General features: G+C 63.1%; 11 protein-coding genes, 2 tRNA genes and 1 riboswitch. Of the genes, 6 read left to right on the top strand and 7 right to left on the bottom strand.

Going from position 1 to position 24618, the window contains the following annotated elements; all coding sequences use genetic code 11:
* The first annotated feature begins 19 nt into the window (after positions 1-19).
* Positions 20-2545 (top strand): sensor histidine kinase, encoded by a 2526-nt coding sequence (locus tag AC3WUT_RS01170; protein WP_492345227.1) that lies wholly within the window; start codon positions 20-22, stop codon positions 2543-2545.
* A gap of 81 nt (positions 2546-2626) precedes the next feature.
* Here the strand turns inward: AC3WUT_RS01170 and AC3WUT_RS01175 are convergent.
* The 7 genes from AC3WUT_RS01175 to AC3WUT_RS01205 form a co-directional block, all read right to left on the bottom strand.
* Positions 2627-2702: transfer RNA gene (locus AC3WUT_RS01175), tRNA-Asn, on the bottom strand.
* Positions 2703-2781: 79 nt separating this feature from the next.
* A tRNA-Asn gene (locus tag AC3WUT_RS01180) sits at positions 2782-2857 on the bottom strand.
* A 42-nt stretch (positions 2858-2899) separates the two neighbouring features.
* Positions 2900-5131 (bottom strand): TonB-dependent siderophore receptor, encoded by a 2232-nt coding sequence (locus tag AC3WUT_RS01185; protein WP_492345228.1) that lies wholly within the window; start codon positions 5129-5131, stop codon positions 2900-2902.
* A gap of 213 nt (positions 5132-5344) precedes the next feature.
* A complete protein-coding gene (locus tag AC3WUT_RS01190) occupies positions 5345-6286 on the bottom strand; it encodes a thiamine phosphate synthase (RefSeq protein WP_492345229.1) in 942 nt (313 codons plus the stop codon).
* Positions 6287-6291: 5 nt separating this feature from the next.
* Positions 6292-7119 (bottom strand): thiazole synthase, encoded by an 828-nt coding sequence (locus AC3WUT_RS01195; RefSeq protein ID WP_492345230.1) that lies wholly within the window; start codon positions 7117-7119, stop codon positions 6292-6294.
* Positions 7120-7122: 3 nt separating this feature from the next.
* Positions 7123-7320 carry a sulfur carrier protein ThiS gene (gene thiS, locus AC3WUT_RS01200; RefSeq protein WP_492345231.1) on the bottom strand — a complete coding sequence of 66 codons (198 nt, stop codon included), beginning with the start codon at positions 7318-7320 and terminating at the stop codon, positions 7123-7125.
* Between the two features lie 4 nt (positions 7321-7324).
* Positions 7325-8440 (bottom strand): FAD-dependent oxidoreductase, encoded by a 1116-nt coding sequence (locus AC3WUT_RS01205; RefSeq protein WP_492345232.1) that lies wholly within the window; start codon positions 8438-8440, stop codon positions 7325-7327.
* 166 nt (positions 8441-8606) lie between these two features.
* Positions 8607-8738, bottom strand: a riboswitch (TPP riboswitch).
* A gap of 117 nt (positions 8739-8855) precedes the next feature.
* Between AC3WUT_RS01205 and thiD the strand changes: the two genes are divergently transcribed.
* The 5 genes from thiD to AC3WUT_RS01230 all read left to right on the top strand — a co-directional run bounded on the left by thiD (position 8856) and on the right by AC3WUT_RS01230 (position 24361).
* The gene (gene thiD, locus AC3WUT_RS01210) at positions 8856-9734 is read left to right on the top strand and encodes a bifunctional hydroxymethylpyrimidine kinase/phosphomethylpyrimidine kinase (protein ID WP_492345233.1); all 879 of its coding nucleotides are present in this window, start codon (positions 8856-8858) and stop codon (positions 9732-9734) included.
* A gap of 353 nt (positions 9735-10087) precedes the next feature.
* Positions 10088-10690, top strand: coding sequence for a hypothetical protein (locus AC3WUT_RS01215; protein ID WP_492345234.1), 603 nt, complete (start codon positions 10088-10090; stop codon positions 10688-10690).
* A gap of 293 nt (positions 10691-10983) precedes the next feature.
* Positions 10984-13842 (top strand): hypothetical protein, encoded by a 2859-nt coding sequence (locus AC3WUT_RS01220; protein WP_492345235.1) that lies wholly within the window; start codon positions 10984-10986, stop codon positions 13840-13842.
* Positions 13843-14070: 228 nt separating this feature from the next.
* On the top strand, positions 14071-19698 hold the full coding sequence (locus AC3WUT_RS01225) for a DUF11 domain-containing protein (protein ID WP_492345236.1): 5628 nt from the start codon (positions 14071-14073) through the stop codon (positions 19696-19698).
* An 85-nt stretch (positions 19699-19783) separates the two neighbouring features.
* Positions 19784-24361 (top strand): prealbumin-like fold domain-containing protein, encoded by a 4578-nt coding sequence (locus AC3WUT_RS01230; RefSeq protein ID WP_492345237.1) that lies wholly within the window; start codon positions 19784-19786, stop codon positions 24359-24361.
* Positions 24362-24618: the final 257 nt, after the last annotated feature.

The raw sequence follows: 24618 nt of genomic DNA on the forward strand, positions 1-24618 counted from the left end.
GCGCTTTGGCACGGTTTAGATGCGCCAAGATTCCACTTTGAAACACCCGTCGGCCCAGTGGCTGTCGAGCCAGCTTGCGCTGTTCACGGGCGTCCTGTTCGCATTGCTGTTGCTGATGGCCATTGTCTGGATGTCTTGGCGTGGTCACCAGCAGGTGGTAGAGCAAGATCTCCGGCAGCAAGAGCTCTATGCGCGGGTGATCGAAGATCATGCGAGTCGGTCTTTTGACGCTGTGGCGGTGGTGCAGAACTCCATTGCAGAGACGGTTCTGTTGCAGGATTCGCTGGCCGACCTGCCGCATCTGAGTCGGCAGCTGACTCAGGCACTTGGCGGTGTTCCTTTTGTTCGTTCGATCGCTGTTCTGGATGCTCAAGGCCGGGTTCTGGTCAGTTCCACGGCAGGAGACGTTCGGCGCCAGGTCAATCTTTCATTGCTGGGGCCGCGTCCTGCCCGTGGCCAGGCTTCGTTGGGGCCGTTGATTCGTGGGCGGAGTCTGGCGGACTTTGAGGTGGGCGCGTCTCAGGCTGAATTGCGTTCAGGAATCAACAGCCTGCCCATGGTGTATGGCTTTGCTTTGGCGGGAGGGCAGCCGATGTTGGTGGTGGCCCTGATCAATCCCGATGCCTTGGTGAACTTTCAGCGTCAGGTGATTGGCGACAACCCGCTTTCAGTGCTCGTGACAAGTTACACGGGGTTGTTATTGACCAGCACCGTGGACATGGTGGGGGCTCCCGGGTTGAGTTTGGCGCACCACAGTCTGTTCAGCGAGCGGCAGGTCGCGCGTGAACATGGCAGCTACCGAGAGCATTCGGCTGCCGGGGAGGAGACGCTGGTGGCCTTTCGGGCTTCCAGGGCCTGGCCTTTGGTGGTTTTGGTTGAGCAAGCCTTGGGGGCATCCACCCAGCGTTGGTTGGCGCGTGCGCGCCCGGTGTTGGTCACGGGCCTGGTCGTGGTGTTCATGCTGTTGGGCATGGCGATTGTTCTGTATCGTAGTTTGCGGGCTCGTGAGCGCTCCCGGGTTTTGTTTGATCGGGCTCGCGATCAGGTGGTGCGCAGCGAACGCGAACTGAGTGTGCTGTTGCGTAGCCTGCAGGAATTGATTTTCCGCACGGATGCATCGGGGGTTGTGACCTACGTGAACGCCCGCTGGGCTGCCTTGCTGGGCGCGCAGGCGCACCAGGCCTTGGGTCGCAGCGTGCTGGATGTCCTGGTGCCTGAGCGCCCCACCGACCGTACCACCTTGTTCGCATTGGATCATCTTGACGGTGTGCGCCATTGCCGGGCTTCCACGGTCGGCGCTGACGGACGCACTCGCCATTTTGAATTGGCCGTGGTCCCCTTGTCGGTGGATGGGCGCATCACGGCCTTTGCGGGCAGTGCTGTGGACATCACCGAGTTGCTGGAGACCCAGCGGCAACTCCAGATGCAGTTGTCTTTGATCGGGTTGATACTTGAAATCAGTCCCGAACCCACGTCAATGGCAGATGAACTGGGTCGTCTGGTGATGGTGAACAAGGCCTGGGAGCAGTTCAAGGGTCTGGATCGCGGTCAAGTCATCGGCAAGCGCTTCGCAGATTTTCTTCCTGCCAACGAGGCGCAGTTGCATGATCATTCCGAAGCCCAGCTGGTTCGGCAGGGGGGCGAAATCCGTTTCGAGTCGCGCATCGCGCGCTACGACATGGGCATGCGAGATGTCCTGATCAGCAAGGTGATGGTGCCGGGCGAATCGGGCGCGTTGATCGGCGTGCTGACGGTGCTCACCGATGTGACCGAGTTTCGTGAGGCAGAGCGCGCCATCCGTGAGGCTCGTGACGTGGCAGAAGAGGCGTCTCGCTCGAAGTCGGAGTTTGTGGCCAACATCAGCCATGAATTGCGCACGCCGCTCCAGTCGATCATCGGGTTCTCGGAATTGGGGGTGATGCGAGGCAAAGGCAGTGATCGCATCGTTGCCATGTTTCATGACATCAATGCCTCGGGGCAGCGAATGCTGGCGTTGGTCAATGATCTGCTGGATGTTTCCAAGATCGAAAGCACGGTCGGCACGTTTCACCTTGAGAGCGTGGATCTGCGCTCACTCATCAGGCCGGTGGCCCGGGAAATGGGGCCTTTGCTCGCGCGCAAGAACCTCGCTCTCGACATGGACTTGTCGGATCTGCCCCTGGTGGCGCGGGCTGACCCGTTGCGTTTTCAGCAGGTGATCCGCAACGTGCTGGCCAATGCGGTCAAGTTCTCACCCAATGATCAAACGGTGGCACTCTCCGCCCAGATTGGTGATGGCGGTGAAATTCACATCGTTGTGCGTGATCGGGGGCCCGGTATTCCTGAGGCCGAATTGGAGAAGATCTTTGAGGCCTTCGTCCAATCGAGCAAAACCAAGAATGGTTCGGGTGGGACGGGGTTGGGGCTGGCCATTTGCCGAAAAATTGTCGAAGGGCATGGTGGATGGATCCGTGCCTGCAACGTGTCCGGCGGAGGTGCGGAGTTTCACATCTATTTTCCGGCGCGGTCAGGTGGTGTTGATAGCCAGCCGATGCCTTTGAGCTGAAGGGGGGCGCAGTCTCGTTGAGACGGATGGATGGCCCAAAAGAAAAAGGTCTTGCGGGCATGTGCCTGCAAGACCTTTAAATGGCTCCTCGACCTGGGCTCGAACCAGGGACCTACGGATTAACAGTCCGGCGCTCTACCGACTGAGCTATCGAGGAATGTCGGATACTGTCTTTATCGGATGCGGATGGCAAACAGCCAACGCAACCCGCTAGACAGAAAACTAGCAATGAAACTTGGCTCCTCGACCTGGGCTCGAACCAGGGACCTACGGATTAACAGTCCGGCGCTCTACCGACTGAGCTATCGAGGAACAAGACTTAGATTATATACACAAAAAATAGGGCTTGAGAACTCAGAAGCTTGTTTTCATCGTCAGACGCCAAGTTCTTGCCGCACCGGGGTACAGGTAGAGGTGCCCGTAGCTGGTTGGCGATTCACGCCAGTAGCGGCGGTCGAACAGATTGGTCACGCCCAAAGTCCAGAGCGTTCGGGTTTCTGGCGAGAGCTTCTGTTGAAAACTCAGCAGGGCGTCAACCCGGGTCCAAGAGGCCAGCGACACCTGCTCGGCACTGTTGTCAATCACCTTGCGTGGTCCCTCGTGGCTGAGGCCACCGCCCACGGTCAAACCTGGGAACTGGGCCACTGTGTAGTCGGCGCGCAGGCGCAGCACCCGTGAGGGCACGTTGGTGGGCGCGTGGCCATTGAGGCTCGCATCTGCGCTGTCGCGCACGGCACGTAGCCACATGGCACTTCCGCCCAGGCGCCAGGCGCCCATGCGATGGTCGCCAGACAGCTCCAGTCCTTGATGGTGGGCGTCGCCGTCAAAGCTTTGCACCCGGCAATCACTGGCGCTGGTGGGGCAGAGCTGGGCCGTGTTGGCACCTGCCGTCCCAGCCAACTGGGTTTCATACAAGGCGGGTCTGCGGATGTCGAAGTAGTTCACTTGCCAGGCGCCCTGGGTCAGGGCCTGTTTGAACCCGATTTCCTTCTGGGTACTGACCGCTACTGGAATGGCCGAGCCTGCGTTGGCGTAGTAGGGCCGGTTGGGGGCGACTGCGGATTCTGTCCCCCGTCCCCAACTACCGTACAGCGACAACCCCGATCCCAGGTCATAGCTGGCGCCGAGCCAGGGGCTGTTGAAGCTTTGCCGATAGCGGGTTTCCTGCCCGCCGTCGGTCTGGATGCTGTGACGATCCAGCTCGGTGTGGCGCAGCCCCGCCCAGGTCACAAAACGAGGGGTCCAGCGCGCCATGTCCTGCACAAACACTTCGGTCGAGTATTCGTCCCGGTTGGTGTTGGGGGTGATGAAGGCCAGGGGCGGATTGGGGCTGGGGATGCGGGTTTGTCCGTCGGTGGTGGCCTGGCCCACGGGCGCCGAGGCATCGGCCTGGAAGCCGAAGCGGTTGTTCAGCACACTGCGCAACAGGCCGGTGCTGACCTGGTGCTGCACGCTACCCCAGCGCACATTGCCGAGCAGTTTGAACTGAGCCGCCTGCTGGCTGCGCCGCTCATTGTTGCTTTCAAACTGGTAGATGTCGGCCAGGCCCACGTTGGTCTTGCCGGTGCTGCTGGATGGGCAATATCGATCCGCATAGTAGGCGCCACTGACCGGGTCGCTGCAACCAAAGGGGTAGGCCAGGCGGTCGTCGCTCTTGAGCTTCTGGCGCCCGTACTGGGCCTGCCAGCTCCAGGTTTCGTTGATCAGTTGGTCGACCCGCAGCGTGCCGGTGAGGCTGTCAAAGTGGTTGGGCTTGGACCAGGGCTGATTGTTCAAGTTGACGTTGGGGTCACCCACCGCCGGCAACTGGTTACCCAACAGGCTTTGTCCGGGCACGCTGGGCTGTGTCAGGCTGCTCCATTCGAATTCGCCCGCGACCAAGGTGTTGCGGCTGACGCGGGCATCCAATGCCAAGGCGAACAGATCACGGTGACCGTTCGTGGCATCGACCAGGGGGCGCATGTCCTCATGGGCAACGTTGAGCCGGTAGCCGATCACCTTGTTCTCGGTCCTGCCGCCCAGGTCCATCGCCATCATGCGGGTGCCCCGTTCGCTGAGGCCCAGAGTCAATTCGCGCAAGGGCGTTTCGGTGGGGCGTTTCACCACGTAATTGACGAGGCCGCCAGGCGCGCTGGTCCCGGCCTGGATGCCACTGGTGCCCTTCAGGATTTCGATGCGATCCTTGTTGTCGAGCGGGATCACGGTTTCGGCGCTGATCGGCAGGCCCTCGCGCCGGTAGTTGTAATTTTGGTTGAGCGTGTAGCCGCGAATGGTCAGAAAATCCCAATAACCCGGTGCGTTGTAGCCATCGGTGACCGAGGCATCGAGGGTGGTCAGATCGGCCAGCCGGCGCGCCCCGAGGGCGTCAAGTTGCTCCCGGCCAATCACCGTGACCGACGCGGGTACCTCACGGACTGGCACATCCCCGAAGCCCGTCACGTCGGCCACGGGCGCCGAGCTGCGCTCGTTCACGACAACGGGTTGAAGACTGGCATCCTGTGCCCAGGCCAATGGCCCCATCAGCAGCAAGGCCGCGATGGCGCAAGGCGTCAAGGGGGATGTGGGGTAACGGTGTCGGCAGGTCATGGTTCGGCTTCCGTGATCCTGGCGCAAAGCAGTCGTGTGGCGGGGCTCGCAGGCATGGGCAATGCTGCGGCCGGCACGTCGGGCTTCCCTGCGCGAGGATGATCTCAATCAGGTTCAAAGGGACTCTCTCAGTCCTGGAGGCAAACCTCCGGGACACCCCTAGCGGCCTCGCGGTCAATGTGACAGCGAGATGGCGGCATTGTAAACAGGCCGTCAAGTCTCGGCGGCCGAGCCTTTCATGGCCTGGATGAAAGCCTGTGCTTCGGCTTGGGGATTGGCGGCGGCCAGGACGGCGCGCACCACGGCCACACTGCCGACCCCGCTGGGCAAAACCTCGGGCAGGCGAGCGCGGTCAATGCCGCCGATGGCCACCAGGGGGTAGGGAGGCTGCTGGCGGTTCAGCAAATCGGCGTACGCCATCAGGCGGGCGATGCCCTGAGGCGCAGTGGGCATGGCTTTCAAGGTGGTGGGATAGACCGCGCCCATGGCGATATAACTGGGGCGGACCTGATCAGCCAACACCATTTCGGCGTAGCCATGGGTGCTGACTCCCAGGCGCACTCCGGCGTCACGCATGGCCACCAGGTCCGTATCAGCCAGATCTGACAGATCTTCCTGACCCAGGTGAATGCCCCAGGCGCCCTCATCGAGGGCGATTTGCCAGTGGTCATTGATGAAAAGTCGAATATCGGTGCCCTGGACGGCGGCGATGGCGGCCTTGATTTCTGCACGCACGGCCGACAGGTCTTGAGATTTGAAGCGCAGTTGCAAGGTGGGGATGCCCATGTGGGCCAGGCGTGCGATCCAGTCGGCATCCGGTGCCACCACATACAGCCCCAGCGCCCGAGGGCAGGGCGCAAACGCGGGCCGGTCGGTGGGATAGCGGCCCAGGCCGAAGTCCTGTGGCTGGTCGGGCCAACTCAGATCGTCGCATTGCCCGGTGCGTTCGGCGCGTGACTGCCAGGCCCGGGCCAGGCAATGGGCGTCGATGTCAATGAAACCCAGGGCCCTGCAGGCTTGCCAGGCGGCCTGCTGCAAGGGCGGCCATTCAGGCGACACGGGGGCGGGTGGCAGTCGGCCAGGCCCGCCGAAGCGAGCCTGGTGGGTGCTCAGGATGGCCTGGGCCAGCAGTTCAGGGGGGGAGGGGTGTGTCATGGTGCTCAGGCGTGGTGCCAGAATGGAGTACCCAGCACTGGGGTGCTGGGTTGGGCGTTGTCCTGGGCCTGCATGGTGCCGGCCAAGCGGGCTTGTCGCCCGGCGGTCACGGCCTGGGCGAAGGCGCCGGCCATCTGGACAGGGTTATGGGCCAATGCCACGGCCGTGTTCAGCAGCACGGCGTCAAACCCCCATTCCATCACGGTGCAGGCGTGCGAAGGCCGCCCCAGGCCGGCGTCGACGATCAGCGGCACATCCAGTCGCTCGCGCAGGGTTTGCAAAGCACTGGGGTTGATCGGGCCCTTGCCGGTGCCAATGGGGGCTGCCCAGGGCATCACGGCCTGGCATCCGACGTCGACCAGGCGCTGGCAGAGCACCAGGTCATCGGTGCAGTAAGGCAGCACGCGAAAACCATCGCGGATCAGTTGTTCGGCCACCGGGACCAGGTTCAGCGTGTCAGGCTGCAAGGTGTAGTCGTCACCGATCAGCTCCAGCTTGATCCAGTCGGTTTCAAACACCTCACGGGCCATCTGGGCCGTGGTGATGGCTTCCTGGGGCGTATGGCAGCCGGCGGTGTTGGGCAAAACGGGAACCCCCAGCTGTTGAAGCAGCCGCCAGAAGTCATTGTGCTGGGCAGCGCCTGCGCCCGTGCCCGTGCCCGCACTGGCCTGCCGTCGCAGCGAGGCGGTCAGCATCGCTGGCCGGGCCATGCGTACTGCGGCTTCCAGGGTGGCTGGCGAGGGATAGCGCGCCGTGCCCAGCATCAGCCGGCTCTCAAATGATTGTCCGTAGAGGATCAGCGGATCATGGGGGGGAGTGATGGATGGGGTCATGGTTCAGCCTCCGGTGACTGGGGTGATCACTTCGACGCGGTCGCCCGCTTGCAAGCGGGTTTGGGCATAGGCCGACCGCGGCACGAAGCGCGTGTTGATTGCCACCGCGAAGGGGGGGGTGAAACCCTGGTGGCTCAGCAGCTCTGCCAGGGTGCCTTCTTCGGGCCATTGCACGGGGCGTTGGTTGATTTCGATGTCCATGGGCTCAGTGGGCTTGTGCAAGGCAGGGCCGGGATGGGGCCGCGTGGTCCAAGTTCACCCCCAGCCGTTCGGCCAGTTGGGTATCGCCCTGGGTCATCCAGGCCATGGCGACATCCGCCAGGGCGGGCGAAATCATGAAGCCATGCCGGTACAAGCCGTTGATCTGCACCAAGCGGGGCCCGCAACGCCTCAGGCAGGGCAGGTTGTCAGGCAGGGTGGGGCGGCACTGGGTGTTGAGCTCCAGAATGCGTGCCTCGGCAAAGCCGGGGTGCACGGTGTAGGCGGCGCTCAACAACTCCAGGGTCGAGCGCACGCTGGCCGGGCTGTTGTCATCGCTTTCGATCTCGGTCGCGCCCACCACAAATACGTGGTCAGGCTTGGGGGCAATGTAGATCGGGTAGCGGGGGTGAATCAAGCGGGTGGGGCGGGCCAGACTCACCTCAGGGGCATGCAGGCGCACCACCTCGCCGCGCACGGCGCGCAGGCCTGGCCATTGAGGACGCGACCCCATGCCGCGACAGTCGATGACAAAGCTGTCTTCATCCCATTCGAAGTCAGCCGGTGTTTGCGGGCTTTGCCAGTGCATCCTGGCGCCTTCCTGTTCCAACTCGTGCAGCAGGGATTGCAGCAGGCCTCGATTGTCGAGTTGCCCCTCGCCGGGCAGGAGCAGGCCCTGGTGAAACCGCTGGGCAAGGGCTGGCTCGTGCTGGGCGAAATCATTGGCATCCAGGCGCAGCAGCTCAGGCAGGCCTGGTACCGCCTGCTGGGTTGAGCGGAGCAGACCTTCGAAGCGCGCCGCTTCAGCCCGGTCCTGACGGTGCCAGACGACCAGTGTGCCTGCACGCTGAAAGAACACAGGACGACGCAACAGCGCCAGCAACTCGGGCCAGCGCTCCAGGGCGTACTGGCCCATGCGCACGACGCAGGGTTCGGTGATCGCGGACTCGGCCAGCGGAGCCAGCATGGCCGCCGCCACACGGGCTGCGGACCCATCGGCGTCAGGCCCTGCAGCATCATGCAGGGTCACTGGGTGGCCAGCACGCAGCAATTGCAGGCCCAGCAAGCGGCCCATCAGTCCGGCTCCCAGGATGATGACCTTCTGGTGACGTCGGATCAGCATGGCGATTTGCCGCCCGGTTGCAGGACGGTAGGGCAGGTCGAAGGCGATCGCGAAATTGGGACCAGGGGCGAAGTCGCTGAGAAGCGATGGCCTGGGGCGTTCAGAGGGGGCATGTCGTCAGTCCTTTACCTGGATACAGGGGGTGAGGACGAAACGAGGCCACGCGTCGTTGATGTTTGAAACTTCCCACGCCAGCATGATCTGGATCGGGTCATGAGGGTCTTTCTCAGCCAGGTCAAAGTCGATACAGCGCTGTTCGCGCCGCATGAACCTCCGACAGGCACCCCTGTTTCATCCGCGCCCGAATTATGCAACGGGTGATCCTCCCGCCAATCGGGCCAGTGCTTTGGCATCCGATCCGAGGGACTTGCGGTGGCCATAATCGGTTACTTTGGGCTCTATCGACCTTCGTTTCATGACCTTCCATGCCGCCCCGGCCTCGCCTCTTGCCAGCGTTTTGCCGCCCCAACCTTGCCGATATGTGCGCGTGCTGAGCATCGCTGGATCCGACAGCGGCGGCGGCGCCGGCATCCAGGCCGATCTCAAGACCATGGCGGCCCACGGGTGTTATGGCATGACTGCCATCACGGCGCTCACAGCGCAAAACACCCAGGGTGTACGCGCTGTGCACCCCGTACCCGTCGAGCACCTGGTCCAGGAAATCGACGCCGTGGCTGAGGACATCGGCATTGACGCCGTCAAGACGGGCATGCTCGCCACGCCCGAGTTGGTGCACGCGGTGGTGGCTGCCATTCAACGTCACGCTTGGGGGAAGGTGGTGGTCGACCCTGTGATGGTGGCGACAAGTGGTGACCTGTTGATGGCCAAAGAGACGGTTTCCGTGATGGTCGAGAGGCTATTCCCCTGTGCCGCACTGGTGACCCCTAACCTCGATGAGGCCGAGTGCCTGCTCGGGCAACGCATCACTGAGGCAGCACAACTGCTGCCCGCAGCGCAGCGGCTGATCGGGCTGGGGGCACAGGCCGTGCTGCTCAAGGGAGGGCACCTCCCGGGAGACGAGGTGGTCGACCTGCTGTTGACAGCAGACGGTGAGCACCTGCACCTGGCCAGCCGTCGCATTGTGGGTGCGAACGTGCACGGCACGGGCTGCACGCTGTCTTCCGCAATCGCCTGCCAATTGGCGCTGGGGCAGACCCTGCCGCAGGCCGTCCGTGCCGCCAGGTCTTATGTTCTTCAAGCCATCGAGGCGGGCGCCTTCGTGCAGACAGGGCGAGGGCATGGCCCGCTGAACCACGGATTCGCGCCCTTGCCCATGCACCGCTTACCAGTCTGATCCGCCTCCCTTGGAGGGGGCTGAAGCGTGCGCCAGGCTGGCCGAGGCGCATGCCGTAAGCTGGACGTAATGATGTTTTGCGACGTATCAGTTGCATCCAGAGCATATATTTGCACTGCCGTTGATGCGATTTATCGACCCTTTTGATGTCATTTCTTCCATATGTGTGCGAAATTCACGGTGATTTCATTGGAAATGCTTTCATATTGATTCAAATATTCACATAGCAATCTGCGGCCTTCTCCTACATTGACGTCCCAAGGGCACTATTAAGATTACACACGCAACAAATGGTTTTACGGTTGTGGCCACTCGGTTGCGTTGTCAATGTTTATCGCAAAGAAGGTTTATCTATGTTTTTGAATATGCGTCATTCGGGATTGGATGCTTTCATCAAGAGATTCCTGGTGGCTTTTTTGTTGGCAGGTTTCCAGCCTGTAATCTGGGCTCAGCCTGTTTCCAAACCTGTTGATACAGCCGCGAGCGTCAAGGCCTCCCCGATCAAGGTGCGACTCGACCAATACAAAGTGGTTACCTTGGAGAATGGAAAGGAAACCCTGATGGATGCCCCATCCATCAAGCCGGGTGACGTGATTGAATACCGTGCGACCTACACCAATCAGGACGCCAAACCTGTCTCAGGCCTTCAGGCCATCCTGCCCATTCCAGAAGGCATGGAGTACCTCCCAAAAACCGCCCGGCCAGGACCGGGCAAGGCCCTGTCCGCCACTGCCAGTGGGGCCTATGCGGCCGAACCTCTGACCCATCAGGTGCGTGTCAACGGCCGTGTTCAGGTCGAACCCGTTCCCTACGCGCAGTACCGCTCGCTCAAGTGGGAGTTGGGCCAGTTGGCGCCCGGCGCCACGCAAACTGTCTCTGCACGCGCTCAGCTTGAGTCGTTCAAACCTGCTGTCAAATCGGATTCAGCCCAGGCCGTCCCGATCTCTCGAAAATAATCCCATCATGGATTGATCCGATTCTCTGAGGATCAATCCAAAACATCTCATCTTCATAGGCCGAGTGGTCGGCGTGTGGGTGTCCTCTTCCTGTTGCTATTCACTGGTGACAGGGATTTTTCTTCAAGTCGGCTTTGGTTCAAGGTATTTGGGCAATTGATGAATTGCTTTGATGTCGCTCGCCTGTGAGAAATTGGGTGGCGTGATATTTCAGCTACTTTGAACCAGGGCCGACGCAGGAGGTTATTTTGAAAATCAACTCTGGTCCACATGGTGGTGGCCGCAAGAGTTTCATGAACTGGGTTGGCACCCTGGTTCTGGGCTCTTTGGTCACCTTGGGTTCAGCCTACGCCGCACCACCCGAGGCGGGGACTGAAATTGGCAATCAGGCGCTCGCGCGCTACATCGACTCGGGTGGGACTCAGCAGGAGTCCAAATCCAACAACGCCTTGACGGTGGTTCAGCAGGTGGGGGCTTTCACCCTGGTGGACGCCAACACCAAATCAGCGTCGGCTGGCAACACAGTCTACATGCCTCACACCTTGACCAACACCGGCAACGGTTCTGACAAGTTCAGGTTGAGCGTGGCAGAGACCTTGGCCGGCGCGCCGCCCTTCACCAAGATCGCCATTTACGCAGATGCCAACGGTACCGGTTTGCCGTCAGGGACAGCGCTGTGCGCCTCGGACATCGCCACGGTCTGTACCACAGGCTTTGATCAGACAGTGGCCGGCAATGGTGGCGTGTTCCGTTTTGTGGTGGCCTACTCTGTGCCCTCGACAGCCACTGGCACATGGACCAGCAAGGCGACCGTCACGGCTGCGGCAGGGACCCCCTCGCTCTATCCGTCCAGCAACCTCACTGTCACCAACCTGGACACGGTCAACCTGACCGACGGTACCGCCTTCTCGGTCACCAAGTCCTTGAGCCTGCCCGGTGTCAAAGCACCTGGCGGCGTTGATTGGCCCAAAGCCATCACCGGTGGCCCACCGTCTGCGGCAAGCTGCTCGACCACCTGGTCGGCGGCCCTGGGTTCGGCCCCTGGCTGTACCTACGCGGTCTACACCATCAGCTTCAGCAACACAGGCGCCAAGGCCGGCGCGTTCTCGGTCCGGGATACCTTGCCTACCGGCCTGACTTACGTCACTGGTTCTGCCGTCTGGAGCGGCAACGGCGGTGTTGCATTGGCTGAGCCCGCCAACTCGGGCGCGGTGATCTACAGCGTGAACGGCAGCACCGTGCGCGCCACGGTGGCCAACGTCGCCGTCGGCCAGCAAGGCACTTTGAGTTTTGTCGTGTTGGTCAACAACACGGCCAAGCCCGATGGCTCGAACACGGCCAACGTGGCTTACTACGGCTCGGGTGATTGCCCCACCGCGGGTTCTGCGGGCGACAGCTGCACCACCACGCCGACCAACAAGGTTCCGTTCTCGCCTTCGGTGATCTACGGTGTCGTCGCTGCCAGCATTGATACCAACCCGGTGAAGGATGCGAGCACGCCTCCGGCGATCTCGACCGCCCAGAACAACCTGGTCACCCAAGCGACCGTGACCCCCAATGGTTCGGTGCGTTTCAACAACTACATCGTCAACACCGGCAATGCGGTTGATTCGTTCAACATCAAGGCAGCGACCGATCCGGCACAAAGCCCTTACCCGGCAGGTACCCGATTCGATCTGTTCAAGTCAGACGGGTTGACCCCTTTGCTGGACACCAACAACGACGGCGTCCCCGATACCGGTCCTCTGGACCCGGGGACCAGCTACGTGGTGGTGGTCAAGGCCATTCTGCCGCCTGATGCCGTCGTGGGCAGCGGGCCGTACAACGTGCTGATCACGGCCACTTCGGCGGCTGGCGGTCTCACCGTGCTGGACTCGGTCTGGGACCAGGTGGGCAAAGTGGTGCTGGTCGCCGGGGTCGATTTGACCAACACGGCCGCCGGCACGGGCTCGGGTCTGTTGGGCAATGGTGACCTCGGTGCGGGCCCCAGCCCGAGCCCGACCATGACCCTCGGGACCACCCCGGGCGTCCCTGTGGGCTTCCCGCTGTTCATCAAGAACACCGACTCGAAGGACAACACCTACCGGCTGAACGCGAGTTCCAGCGCAGCCTTCCCAGGCAATCTGCCTGCGTCGTGGACGGTCACCTACTATGCCGCCGGCACCTCCTGCGTGCCGACGCCGCCGGCGACCACCATGCCCGCTCAGTTGACCCAACCGGTGGCGGTAGCTGCGGGCGCTCAACTGCAGGTCATGGCCTGCGTGACCCCGGCCACCACAGCCACCACGGATGTGATCCAGCCGATCTACTTCCAGGCGATCTCGAGCGCTGCGGCATCGACCGGCATCATCGTCAGCGACGTGCTGCAGGATGCTGTGGAGGTCAAGCCCGCCAAGTTCAAGAAGCTGCTGCTGACTTCCAGCCAGACCGGTCAGGTGGCCACACCCGGTTCGGTGGTCTATCTGCATACCTTGAGCAACGTCGGGACGCAAACTTGCGGTACTGGCGGCTTCAAGGTGGCCGTCGGCATGCTGACGACCGACGTGTCGGCTGGCTGGAGCTATGCGCTGGCCTACATTGATGATGCGACGGGCACCACCACCCCCATCGGCACCACGGGCACCGTTCCGCAGTTGCTGGCGGGCAAGCAATGGAAGATCCGTTTGACGGTGACCGCGCCTGCGGGTGTCTCGGATGGCTACATCAACAATGCCACGCTCACCGTGACTGACAACCCCGCGCCCGGCGACGACTGCGGAACCGTCAGCAACGTGGACAGCACCACCGTGCAGACCGCCAAGCAACTGGTGGTGGTCAAGACCCAGGCGGCCGATTTGGCTTGCACAGGCTCCGCCACCGTGTTCACCACGGCCACCTTGACGCAAAAGCCAGGCACTTGCGTGATCTACCAGATCACGGCCACCAACTATGGGGCCACTCCACTGAGCAATGTCGCGATCAACGACATGGTGCCGGCCTACACCACCTGGGCTGCCAAGCAGCCGGCCAGCCAGTGCACCAGCACCAACACGACTGGCACGGTCAGCCTGACCCACCAGGCAGGTACCTCGGGTGTGATTTGCGGCGGTGCGACGACCATGGGCCCAGGGGGCATCATGACGCTGACCTTTGCCGTGCAATTGAACCAGTAAGTGTTCATCCAGCCCCCAGCGCCGACGGCGCCGGGGGCCTCCAACTTGGGGCCGGTCCGGCCTTCATCCGACGGGAAGATCCCTGATCTGTCCTGTCCCCCAATTTCGTGACATCGCATCTGCTGCAACCCGCCTCGGGCGCTCGGGTTGGTGCGGTGTCGCCTCCCTTGTTGCGCAGGGGGCTGGGTCAGACCCCGCCCCGGTGCACCTCCATCGGAATCACCTGCCATGTGGCGTTTGTTGAGCATCTTGTTTCGAGCGGTTTGTGTCCGTGGGACGCAGGCCCTGCTTCTGGCGTCGCTGTTGGCCTGCGGTGCCTGGGCGGCCGTGGCGCCCCCGGGCACCTTGATTCCCAACATCGCAGGGGTCCTGCTGTCGATTGACACGCTTCCCTTGCTCAAGCCTTCCAACGAGGTGTACGTTCAGGTTCCCTTCGACACCGACCGCATTGGCGTGGCCAAGCAGGCCAGCCAGCCCATCGTCAATCTGGACGCCTCGGGCACTCCGGATGGCACGGCCACCGTGTCCTTCACCTTGCGGGTGCGCAGTTACGCTCAGGACACCCTGTCCAAGGTCGTCCTGCTTGATCAAATCGAAGGCAGTGGGGCCAGTCAACTGGGCAGCTACACGCCCAATGCCGTACCGGGTGTCGGCCAATACACGGTCTTGCCCAACAGCCTGGTGCTGCTGTTCACCACGGCCCCGATCAACGCCAGCTCGCTCAATCAAGGCTTCACCGGCCAGACCGCTGCCAGCAACCTTTTGCAAGGGGAGGTGAGTCTGCCGCGCGGGGCCGAGTTCACCCTGCGCTTTGATGTGCGGTACAACCTCAGCGGCCGTCGGGGCCTGCTTTACAACAGCGCCCGGGCCTGTGCACAGACCGTGGGGCTTCCGCCGACCACGGTGTGTGATGATTCAGTCGACGGCTTCAACCCGGACGTCAATGGCGACGGAGACCCCACGAACGATGGCTCGCCCACGCCCGTACCCACCCAGTTGCCGGCACTGGCCCTGCTCAAAAGTGTCAGCAGCCCGCGCCCCACCGCCACGGCAGGGGTCTATGAGGTGGACTACACCCTCAGTGTCAGCAACATCGGTGGCGCCATCGCCCCCGCGCTGCACCTCATTGACAACCTGGACTGCACGTTCCTGACTGGCCAAGCGGAAGGCGCGGTGGCCTCATGGCGTCTGCTTTCCGCCCCCTTGTCCAAAACCGGGGTCCTGACGCCGTCTGCGGCCTTCACAGGTCGTGGGGTGGGAGATTGCGGAAGCGCGGCACCATTGGATTTCCCAAGTTCAAGCACGCTGGACTTGCTCAACGGCACACAGGGCCTCGCGCCCGGCCAAAGCGATGCCATCAGCATCACGGTCGAGCTCACGCTGAAGCCTGAGTTTGTCACCACCGGTGCGCTGGTCAGCAACAAGGCCTGGGCCTGGGCGGGTGGCACGGTCGCAAGGGCTCAGGCCAGCCGGGCTGGCAGCGCCAATGTGCTCGCATGGGCCTATTCCAGTGTCGACCTGATTTTGCAGGCGGTCACCCCCAGCGTGACCAGCTTCACCCTGCGCAAAGAGGGCTCAACCGCGCAGGCCGAGATCGGCGATCAACTGGATTACACCCTGGTGCTGCAGAACAACGGTGCTTCCCCTCTGAAGACGGTTTCTGTGCGGGATCAGTTACCGCCTGGCTTCACCTATGTACCCGGGTCGGCTCGCGCCGCGTTGCTGTCGTCCAGTGCAGGAGAGCCCGTGTGGGCGCCGGTGGCCGAACCTGCACGTGGCGCAGCCTTGATTTTCAGCGCGCCTGGCCTTGAACTGCCTCCGCAGGGCCAGTGGGCCGTGCGCTACCGCGTTCGAATTGGTGCCGGGGTGCCCAGCAGCGGCGTAGCCATCAATCAGGCCCAGGCTACAGCCAATGGCAGCCTGTCCAACCTGGCCACCTGGCGCGTCCGGGTGAGCGGCGGTGTGTTTGCCGACGACGCTTTTGCTTTCGGCAAGGTCTTCCTGGACTGCAACCGCGATGGCATCCAGTCTGAAGGTGAACTGGGCATACCGGGGGTGCGCCTGATGATCGAGGATGGCACCAGTGTGATCACCGACATCGAGGGCAAGTGGAGCCTGTATGGCTTGCGACCGGTGACCCATGCCCTCAAGATCGATGCCACCACATTGCCCCAGGGCGCACACCTGTCTGTGCTCTCCAACCGCCACGCGGGTGTCGGCGACAGCCAGTTCCTGGATCTCAAGAAGGGTGAGTGGCATAAAGCCAATTTCGCGGTTGACAACTGCGAGGCCCCCGAACTGCTGGCCGAGGTGGCAGAGCGGCGCCGACTCATCGAGGCTCAGCCCGTCCGTGAGGGCGACGCCGGAGCCCGCCTGCGGGCCCGCCTCGATCCCAAAGCACAGCCTATGCCGCGCGCCGAACCTCGAGCGTTGCCGGCCAGCGGTGAGTTTGGCAGCGATGGCGCCATGCGTGCCAACAGCGTTGCGCCGCGTCCCTTGATCGACCTGCCCGGGGCTGGTTCGTCAGCTTCTGGGGCCGCTTTGGCCACGCAGCAGGCGCAGGCGTTCACCTCGCCTTTCCCGCCCGACGATGAGCGGGCTGTGGCTGGGGTGGTGGTGGTCCCCGAGGACTCCTCTGCCGTCGACGCAACCGCCGCCAAGCAACCGGCTGAGCCAAGTCTGGAGGAGGTCTTGGTGGACCAGGACAACGCGCTCGCCTTCTTGGGCCTGAAAGAGGGGGATGTGTTGTCGACGCGCCAGGTCAACCTGCGTGTGAAAGGGGCTGTGCAGGGCAGCATCAGCCTCAAGGTCAACGGAGAGGCTGTGCCGGACAGCCGCGTTGGCAAGCGCGTGGTGCTGGAGGCCAAGGCGTTGCGGGCTCTTGAGTTCGTGGCTGTCCAACTGAAGCCGGGCCGCAATCAACTCGAAGCGGAGTTGCTCGATACCTTTGGCAATCCGCGTGAGCGTGTCACGATGAACGTCACAGCCCCGGGGCCCCTGGCGCGTCTGCTTCTGAAAGTGCCCGAAACCGCTCAGGCCGATGGCAAGACCCCCATCAAGGTCCAGGTGCGCCTGGTCGATGCTGCCGGCGTGCCCGTGCAGGCCCGTACCGTGTTGAACCTGGACACCTCGGCAGGACGCTGGAACGTCAAGGATCTGAACCCCGCTGAGGCGGGTGTTCAGGTGGTGGTGGAAGGTGGCCAGGGCGAGTTCGACCTGTTGCCGCCCACCGCGCCTGGCGATGGCCGCATCAGCCTGAATTCGAACCTGGTCTCGGCCAGCGCCCGTTTGGTCTACCTGCCCGACTTGCGTCCCCTGACCGGTATCGGGGTGGTGGAAGGCGTGATCGACCTCAGCGGTCGGGGGGCCATCAACCTGGGGGGCGCGGCCCGTGGAGCCTTTGAGTCAGAGCTCAACAGCTTCTCCACCCAATCGGGTGATCTGCATGCGGCAGCCCGCACGGCGTTCTTCTTCAAGGGGGCGATCCGTGGCGACTACCTGTTGACCACAGCCTATGACTCGGACAAGCAGAAAAACGTGCAGATGTTCCGCGACATCCAGCCCGATCAGTTCTACCCGGTGTACGGTGACTCGTCAGTCAAGACCTTCGATGCCCAAAGCGTGGGCAAACTGTATGTGCGCATCGACAAGAACCGATCCTTCCTGCTGTATGGTGATTTTGTCACGGCCTCCTCGCCTGAGGTGCGCCAACTCAGCCAGATCAACCGGGCTGTCAGCGGCGTGCGCCACCACTATGAGGACGCCGCGACGCGGGTCGACACTTATGCCAGTCGTGACACGCTGACACAGCAGATCCAGGAGTTCCCCGCCAACGGTACCTCGGGTCCCTTCAGCCTGCCCGGTCTGGGCGACATGGTGGCCAACAGCGAATCGGTGGAAGTGCTTGTGCGGGACCGCAGTCAGCCGCAAACGGTGCTCAAGACCACCGCGCTGACCCGCTTTGTCGACTACACCATCGAGCCCATCAGCAAGACCCTGCTGCTCAAGGCCCCGGTGAGTTCGCTCGACCCGGAACTGAATCCACAATCCATCCGCGTCAGCTACACCGTTGATGCCGGCGGCACGCCATTCTGGGTGGCCGGCGTGGACGCTCAGCGCAAAGTCAATGACGCGCTTCAGTTGGGAGCCGTGGCCGGCATCGACAACAACCCCAACGGAGGGCGAAAACTGATCGCAGCCACCGCGCTGGCCCGGTTGGGAGAGAAAGCCACGGCGTCCGCTGAGCTGGTGCAGACCGAGTCTGACCTGAAAGGCAGTGGCAACGCGGCCCGCCTGGAACTGCGCCGCGACGACGAGCAGACCCGCTTGCAGGTCCAGTTGACCAAGACCAGTGAATTTTTTGACAACCCCAATGCCACCACAGCACCAGGCCAGACCCTGGGCAACCTGAAGCTGGAGCACAGCCTCAGCCCCAGCACCAAACTTCGCGCCGAAGCACTCTACAGTGCCAGTGATGTGGCCGGTGCCGCGGCCAATATGCGGGGCGCGGCGGTCAGCGTGCAGGAACGCCTCAGTGACATGGTGGTGGGTGAGCTGGGCCTGCGCACGGGTCAGCAGTCGGGCCAAGGTGCCGGGGCGTTCAACTATGGAACGGTTTCGTCGGCCAACGGGCCTTCCATGTCGCAAACAGGCGTTTCGGCCAGCAACCTGGGCTTTACCAGCGTGCGGGGGCGTTTGACCAGCAAGGTGCCCGACGTACCGGAGGCCGAGGTCTTTGTCGAGGCCGAACAAGGCCTCAATGAGTCGCAGCGGCGTGCGCTCGCGGTGGGGGGCAATTACCGCCTGACCGAGAAGACCCGCGTCTATGGACGTTATGCACTGATCTCCAGCCTGTACAACAGTCCTTACGACGCCAACTCCAGCCAACAGAACAATGTGGGCCTGATCGGTTTCGAAAGCCAGTACAGCGAGGGCGGGCGCCTGTTCAACGAATACCGCATGGTGGATACCATCGACGGCCGAGGGGCGCAGGCGGCGATGGGTTTGCGTCAGACCCTCAAGCTCACCGAGCACCTGCGTGGCACGGGCGGCATCGAGCACACCGGCGCCCTGGGCGGCGTGGCAGGCCAGGCGTCCACCGCATTGACGGGCGGCTTGGAGTACGCACTCGAAGACACCTTGCGCGCCACAGGCACCCTGGAGCTGCGCCATGGCACCGATTCAAACGGCTTTCTCAATACCCTGGGTGTGGCCCTCAAGATCGACCGAGACTGGAGCCTGCTGGCGCGCTCCATCGTCAGCGACACGCGCAGTCGAACGCCTTCGGGAACCAGCGCGTTGCTGCAGCGCCAACAAATTGGCTTTGCCTACCGTCCGGTAGAACAGGACGAATGGAATGCGATCGCCCGGTACGAGCATCGACTGCAGCGCAACGACAACGGCAACGCCTCACTGATGGTGCCTGGCGTCACCGATCTGGCGGCGCACATCGTCAGTGCGCAGGCCAACTGGCAGGCCAACCGGTCTTTGCTGGCCAGCGCCCGTTATGCCATCAAGTGGGGTTCCCTGCGTTCTGACACCCTGCGCAGCAGTGCGCTGACCCAGTTGGTGATGGGGCGGGTCACCTACGACATCACCTCGGAATGGGATGTCGGCGCCCAGGCGGGCCTGGCCGTCACGAGGGGCGGGTCGCGGGAGTTGGTGTTGGGGGCCGAGGGTGGTTATCAGTTGATGCCCAACCTGTGGATGTCGGCGGGCTACAACTTCCGTGGTTTGAAGGACCCCGATCTCGGTGGGTCTTCGTTCACCAGCAAGGGGCCCTACATGCGCATGCGCTTCAAGTTTGATGAGAACACGATTTCACCGCGTGCTCTCCGCACAGGCGTTGCGCCGTGAGTTGGAACGGTGCTCGCGCAGAACGCGCCCCCTGGTGCGCTCTGCATGACTATGTACTCAATGCTAACTTCAGCGTGAGGATTTGATGACTATTCGAATTTTCGGCTTGTTGCTGTGGATGTTCACCCTGTGGGGCATGAGCCCTGTGGCCCGTGCCGCACCGGCGCCGGCTTCCTTGGCCTGGAACATCACCATGTTGTCCGACAATGGGGTGCCCTATGTCTTTGCAACCACTGCAGGGCCCAGCAGCCCGAACGGGCTCACCAGCATGGGGCCGATCAGTGTCCCGCCCTCGGGCTACACCTCCGCGTACACCCCTTTGACCAATCTGTACACAGACACCCAGATGGGGGGCTACAACGGCAAGGGGAGCTTCGGCGGGGCGACCAGCACTTTTGTGGGCGGCAGCTTTGACAGCAGTTGGGGCATCCAGGAGGTTGTTTGTACTGACACGGCCGCCAGCATCAGTGGCAACCCCAGTGGCAGCTGGAGCCTGCCCTTCACCTGGCCGCAGGCCAATTTCACGGTGCCGGGCACGTACATCCTGCCCGGGGCCAAGATTCTGTGCAAGATGATCTACGGCCCCAGGGGCTTGAGCCTGAGGAAGACCAACCCGCCTCAGTTGGTGCCCGGTGTCGCGGCCACCTACACCCTCAATGTGGCCACCTCCACCATCCCGACCTTGATGGACCCCGTGCTGTATGTGGTCGACCAACTGCCTCCCAATGTCGAATACATCACGGCCCGACCTGTGGCCGGCGCCGGGTTTTCCGACACCAGGTGCACCCCTTCGGGTGCCCTGAGCACTGGCTTGTTACTGACCTGTCAGGCCACCCGACTGCCACCGGTGCCTTACGGTGGCATCATGTCCTTCGAGATCGTCGTGCGACCCACCGCAACGGCGAACGGGCTGGCGCTGCGCAATGTGGCCGTCACCAATCCCACAGGCTCGGGCCCCTCCCTCAGCCCGAGCTCCTGCATCGGCGATGGCAACCCCCAAGGCTGTGCCGTCACCGGCACGCTGACGGTGGGCGGTCGAAGCCTGGGGCTGATCCTTCAGGGCAGCCAGCCTGGTACCTACACCTTCAGCGGGAACAATGGCTGGGCTACGCAGGCCTTGACGATCAGCACGGCAGGCACGCCTGTGGTGGGCGAGACGCAGGCGCTGACAGCTTCGGCCGTCACCACGCTCAACCTGAGCAGCAGTGTCAGTGGCCAGACCATCAGCGGCGTCACTTGCACGGGTCTGGCGGGGGGGAGTGTCAGCTTCACGGCCACCAGCCTGAGCCTGGATGCCAAGGCCACCGCCTTGGGCAACGCGCTGAGCTGCCGCGTCACTTTGGGCAGCGTTTTCCTGAACCTGAGCAAAAGCAACCCACCAAGCCTGCAGGTCGGGGCCTCGAGCAGTTACAGCCTGGTGCTCAGCAATAACGGCACGGCGGCGACCACCACACCCTATATCGTGGTGTTTGATCAGTTGCCGCCCAACGTGCAGTACACCGGGATGACCGTGTTCACGCCCCCAGGCGGCCTCACCCTGACGGCCTCCAGCAGTTGTTCGTCCACGGGCACGGTAGCGGCTGGGCAATTGATCAGGTGCAACCTGTACCCGCCCGCTGGCGGAGTTCCGGCCAATGGCGGGCAGGTGGGCATCAAGCTCAATGTCACGCCTCAAGCCCCTGCGCCGTCAAGCATCAACAAGGCAGCGGTCGATGCCTTGGGGGCCAACGCCGCTCAGACCCCTGAGAATTGCACCGCCGATGGCGTGCCGCTGGCGGGGTGTGCCGTGGCTCCGGCGCTGTCCATCGGCTCTCCCAAGCCTTTTGTCAGTTTCACCGTGGTGGGCCAAGGCGGTGGCGGTCTGAGTGCCAGCTTCAACAACCCCGCTGGCAGTGGTAGCGCCGCGGCGGGCGGCAGCGGGGGCGCGGGCTGGGTCAATGCCAGTGTCACCACAGGCGCTACCTCGGGTGGCGCGTTGGGAACCCCGGCGCAAAGCCTGGGCAGTACACCGGCACAAGGCTTGGTCACGGGCTTGGGGGCACGCATCGTGGTTGGGTCAGGCCGCCTGGTACTGGGCGGCAGATGCACCATCACCGACACCCTGGGCAATCCTGCAACGGGTTCTGCCACGTTCAATGCAGGCGACCAGAGTTTCCGTTTCGACAGCGCAGCGACCGCGGCTGATCGGCTGATCAACTGTACCCTCACGCTGGCCCAGCGCAGCACCTTGAGCTGGTACGCGGCGTACAAGAGCCCACCGGGCCCGCCGTCGACCTCCACGGGGGTCAATTGGTCAGGGACCTGGATGATCCCTGGCTCTGCCAATGCCAATGGCTATGGCACAGCAACCCCCGGTGGTACGAACGGGCAGGCCTTGGTGAAGACGGGTGATCCTGGAGGCCCGTCAGCGGTCAGTTTCGACTCGGAACTGGCGAATGTCTACACGCTGACCCAGGTGGCTGTGAACGCCCGGTCCAAGCCGTATCCCAACAGCGAAGCCAACTACCTGGGCTACACGGGGGTTTACAGCTGCACCGACCTCAATGCGGTCGACAGCGGCAACCCGAGCGTACTGCCGGCTTCGGCCATCACCCAATTGGGTCTCTATCCCTATCCAGGCGCCGGGACGCCCAACATCGAGTTTCAGATTGCTGCGGCCTATATCGCCCCTGGTGCCCGTTTGCTTTGCTCGGTTCTGTACACCAATCCGAGCGGCTTGGTGCTCAGCAAGACCAATCCACCGTTGTTGATTGCAAATCAGACTTCGTCCTATGCCCTGAGCTTGCTCAACCTCAACAGTGCGGCCAGTCCCACCACCATCAAGGTCTATGACCAGCTTCCCCCCAACCTGGCCTACGTGGGGGCAGCACCGGCCAGTGGTGGCTCTGTGGTGCCCAGCGGAGTCAGTTGCAGCGCTAGCGGCAGCGTGGACACCGGCCAACTGCTGACTTGCACGGTCACTCTGCCCGCCGGGTTGGGGTCCGTCGGTGGTAATGCCAACTTCCGCATCGATGTCAAGCCAACCCTGGCGGCTGCAGGCCAAAGCCTGATCAACAGGGCCATGCTTGATCCTAGCGGGGCCAATGCTGTCCAGAATCCGGCCAGTTGCACCGCCAATGCCGTGCCGGCGGGTTGCGCGGTGACCCCGGCACTCACGGTGCAGGGGCCCCTGTTGTTGCTGCAGTTGCAGCTCAACAGCAGTGTGCCGGGTACGGTGACCTTCACAGGCAACAATGGCTGGGCGAGCCAAAGCCTGAGTGTGGCCACCGCAGGCACACCTGTCACGGGGGCAGCCCAGGCGCTGGCACAAACCGGTGTGGCCACTCGACTGACCCTGACCAGCCCGGCGGGTTGGTCGTTGAGCAGCGTGAGCTGCCTTGACCAGAATGCGGCCAGTTCGGGGAATCCGGCCAGTGTGATCAACCCATCCATCAGCGGCGGCAACAGCTTCGAACTGCCCGCCAGCGTGGTGCGCAGCGGCGCCGCACTGGTTTGCACGGTGACCAACAGTTACGGGGGCTTCATCCTCAGTGGCCAGGTGCTGCTGGACAACGGGGTAGGGACGGGCGGCGTGGCACACGATGGTGTGCAAAACGGCAACGAGGCCGGCCAAAGCGGTGTGGTGTTGCAACTCACAGACTGCGGCAAGACCGTGTATGCCAGTGCCATCACCGACGGGGCTGGCCTGTTCGCCCTGGGCACGAGTGCGGCGCCAGCGGGCCCGGTGTGTGTGACACAGACGCTGCCGGCAGGCTATGTGAGTGTCAGCGCTCAGGTGGGTAACACGGGGGGCAGCTACAACCCAGCGACCCAGACCTTGCGTTTCACGCTGGTGGCGAGCACCAGCTACAGCGGTGTGCTGTTCGGTGAGGTGGCCATGAGCCAGTTGCTGGGAGAGGGCGCCCAGCAACTGGTGCCGGGGCAGAGTGTGTTCTATGCCCATCACTATGTGGCGGGCAGCACGGCCAGTGTGGCGTTCTCCAGCAGCGATCAACCCAGCGACAGCACTGACCGCTGGAGCAGCCTGATCTACAGCGACAGCAATTGCAACGGTCGGCTCGATGCGGGCGATTCGGTGCTGGCCGGGGCCGTCAGCGTGCAGGCGGGGCAGCAGCTTTGCCTGCTGCTCAAGGTCAACAGCCCGGCGGGTCTGGGGGTGGGGGCGCGCAACCTCAGCACGCTGCAGGCCCTGGAGACCTACCAGCCGGCGCCGGTTTGGGGCGCCCTGGTGAACCGGCTCAGCCGCTTGGATGTGAGCACGATCGGCACGGCCCAGGGAGGAACGTTGAGCCTGCTCAAGCAGGTTCGGCGCGTGGCCAGTTGCCCGAGCACGGCGGCCGACACCCAGCCCTTTGCCACGGTGAACCAGGCGCAGCCAGGCCAGTACGTTGAGTACCAGGTGGTGTACAGCAACAACTCGGCCGGGCCGCTGACGTCCATCCGCCTGTCTGACTCGGTGCCGGCCTACACGGTTTACCGTTCGGCTGGCTGCGGCACGGTGCCCTCTGGTTTGCAGGCCTGCAACCTGCTCCAGCAGCCCGCCGTCGGCGGCACAGGAGGCCTGTTGTGGGAGCTGACCGACGCCCCATCCACAGCCGCCGCGGTGGGCCTGCAGCCCGGTGCCAGTGGTGCGGTGGTCTTTTGCGTGCAGATCCAACGCTGAAGACCCTGCCAATCAAGCCTCAGGCCGGCGTGACGCCGCCGGGTCTTCTCCCGTCGCAGGGGCCATTGGATGGGGGCCTGGCCCCCTGCGGGCGTTGGCACACCTCGCCTTGGCATTCGTGGTCAGACGGATGCCGCTCAGCGTCATTTTTGGGGTGTTCTCGCCGGGCCCGCCTTGACCGGGTGCCAGGGGGCACTCATGGCTCCACCGTGTGCCTCTGCGACAAGGCTTGAGCTGCCGAGTGGGGTCTCTGCAGA

Source organism: Curvibacter sp. EU05-FHT14A10, from assembly GCF_058791075.1.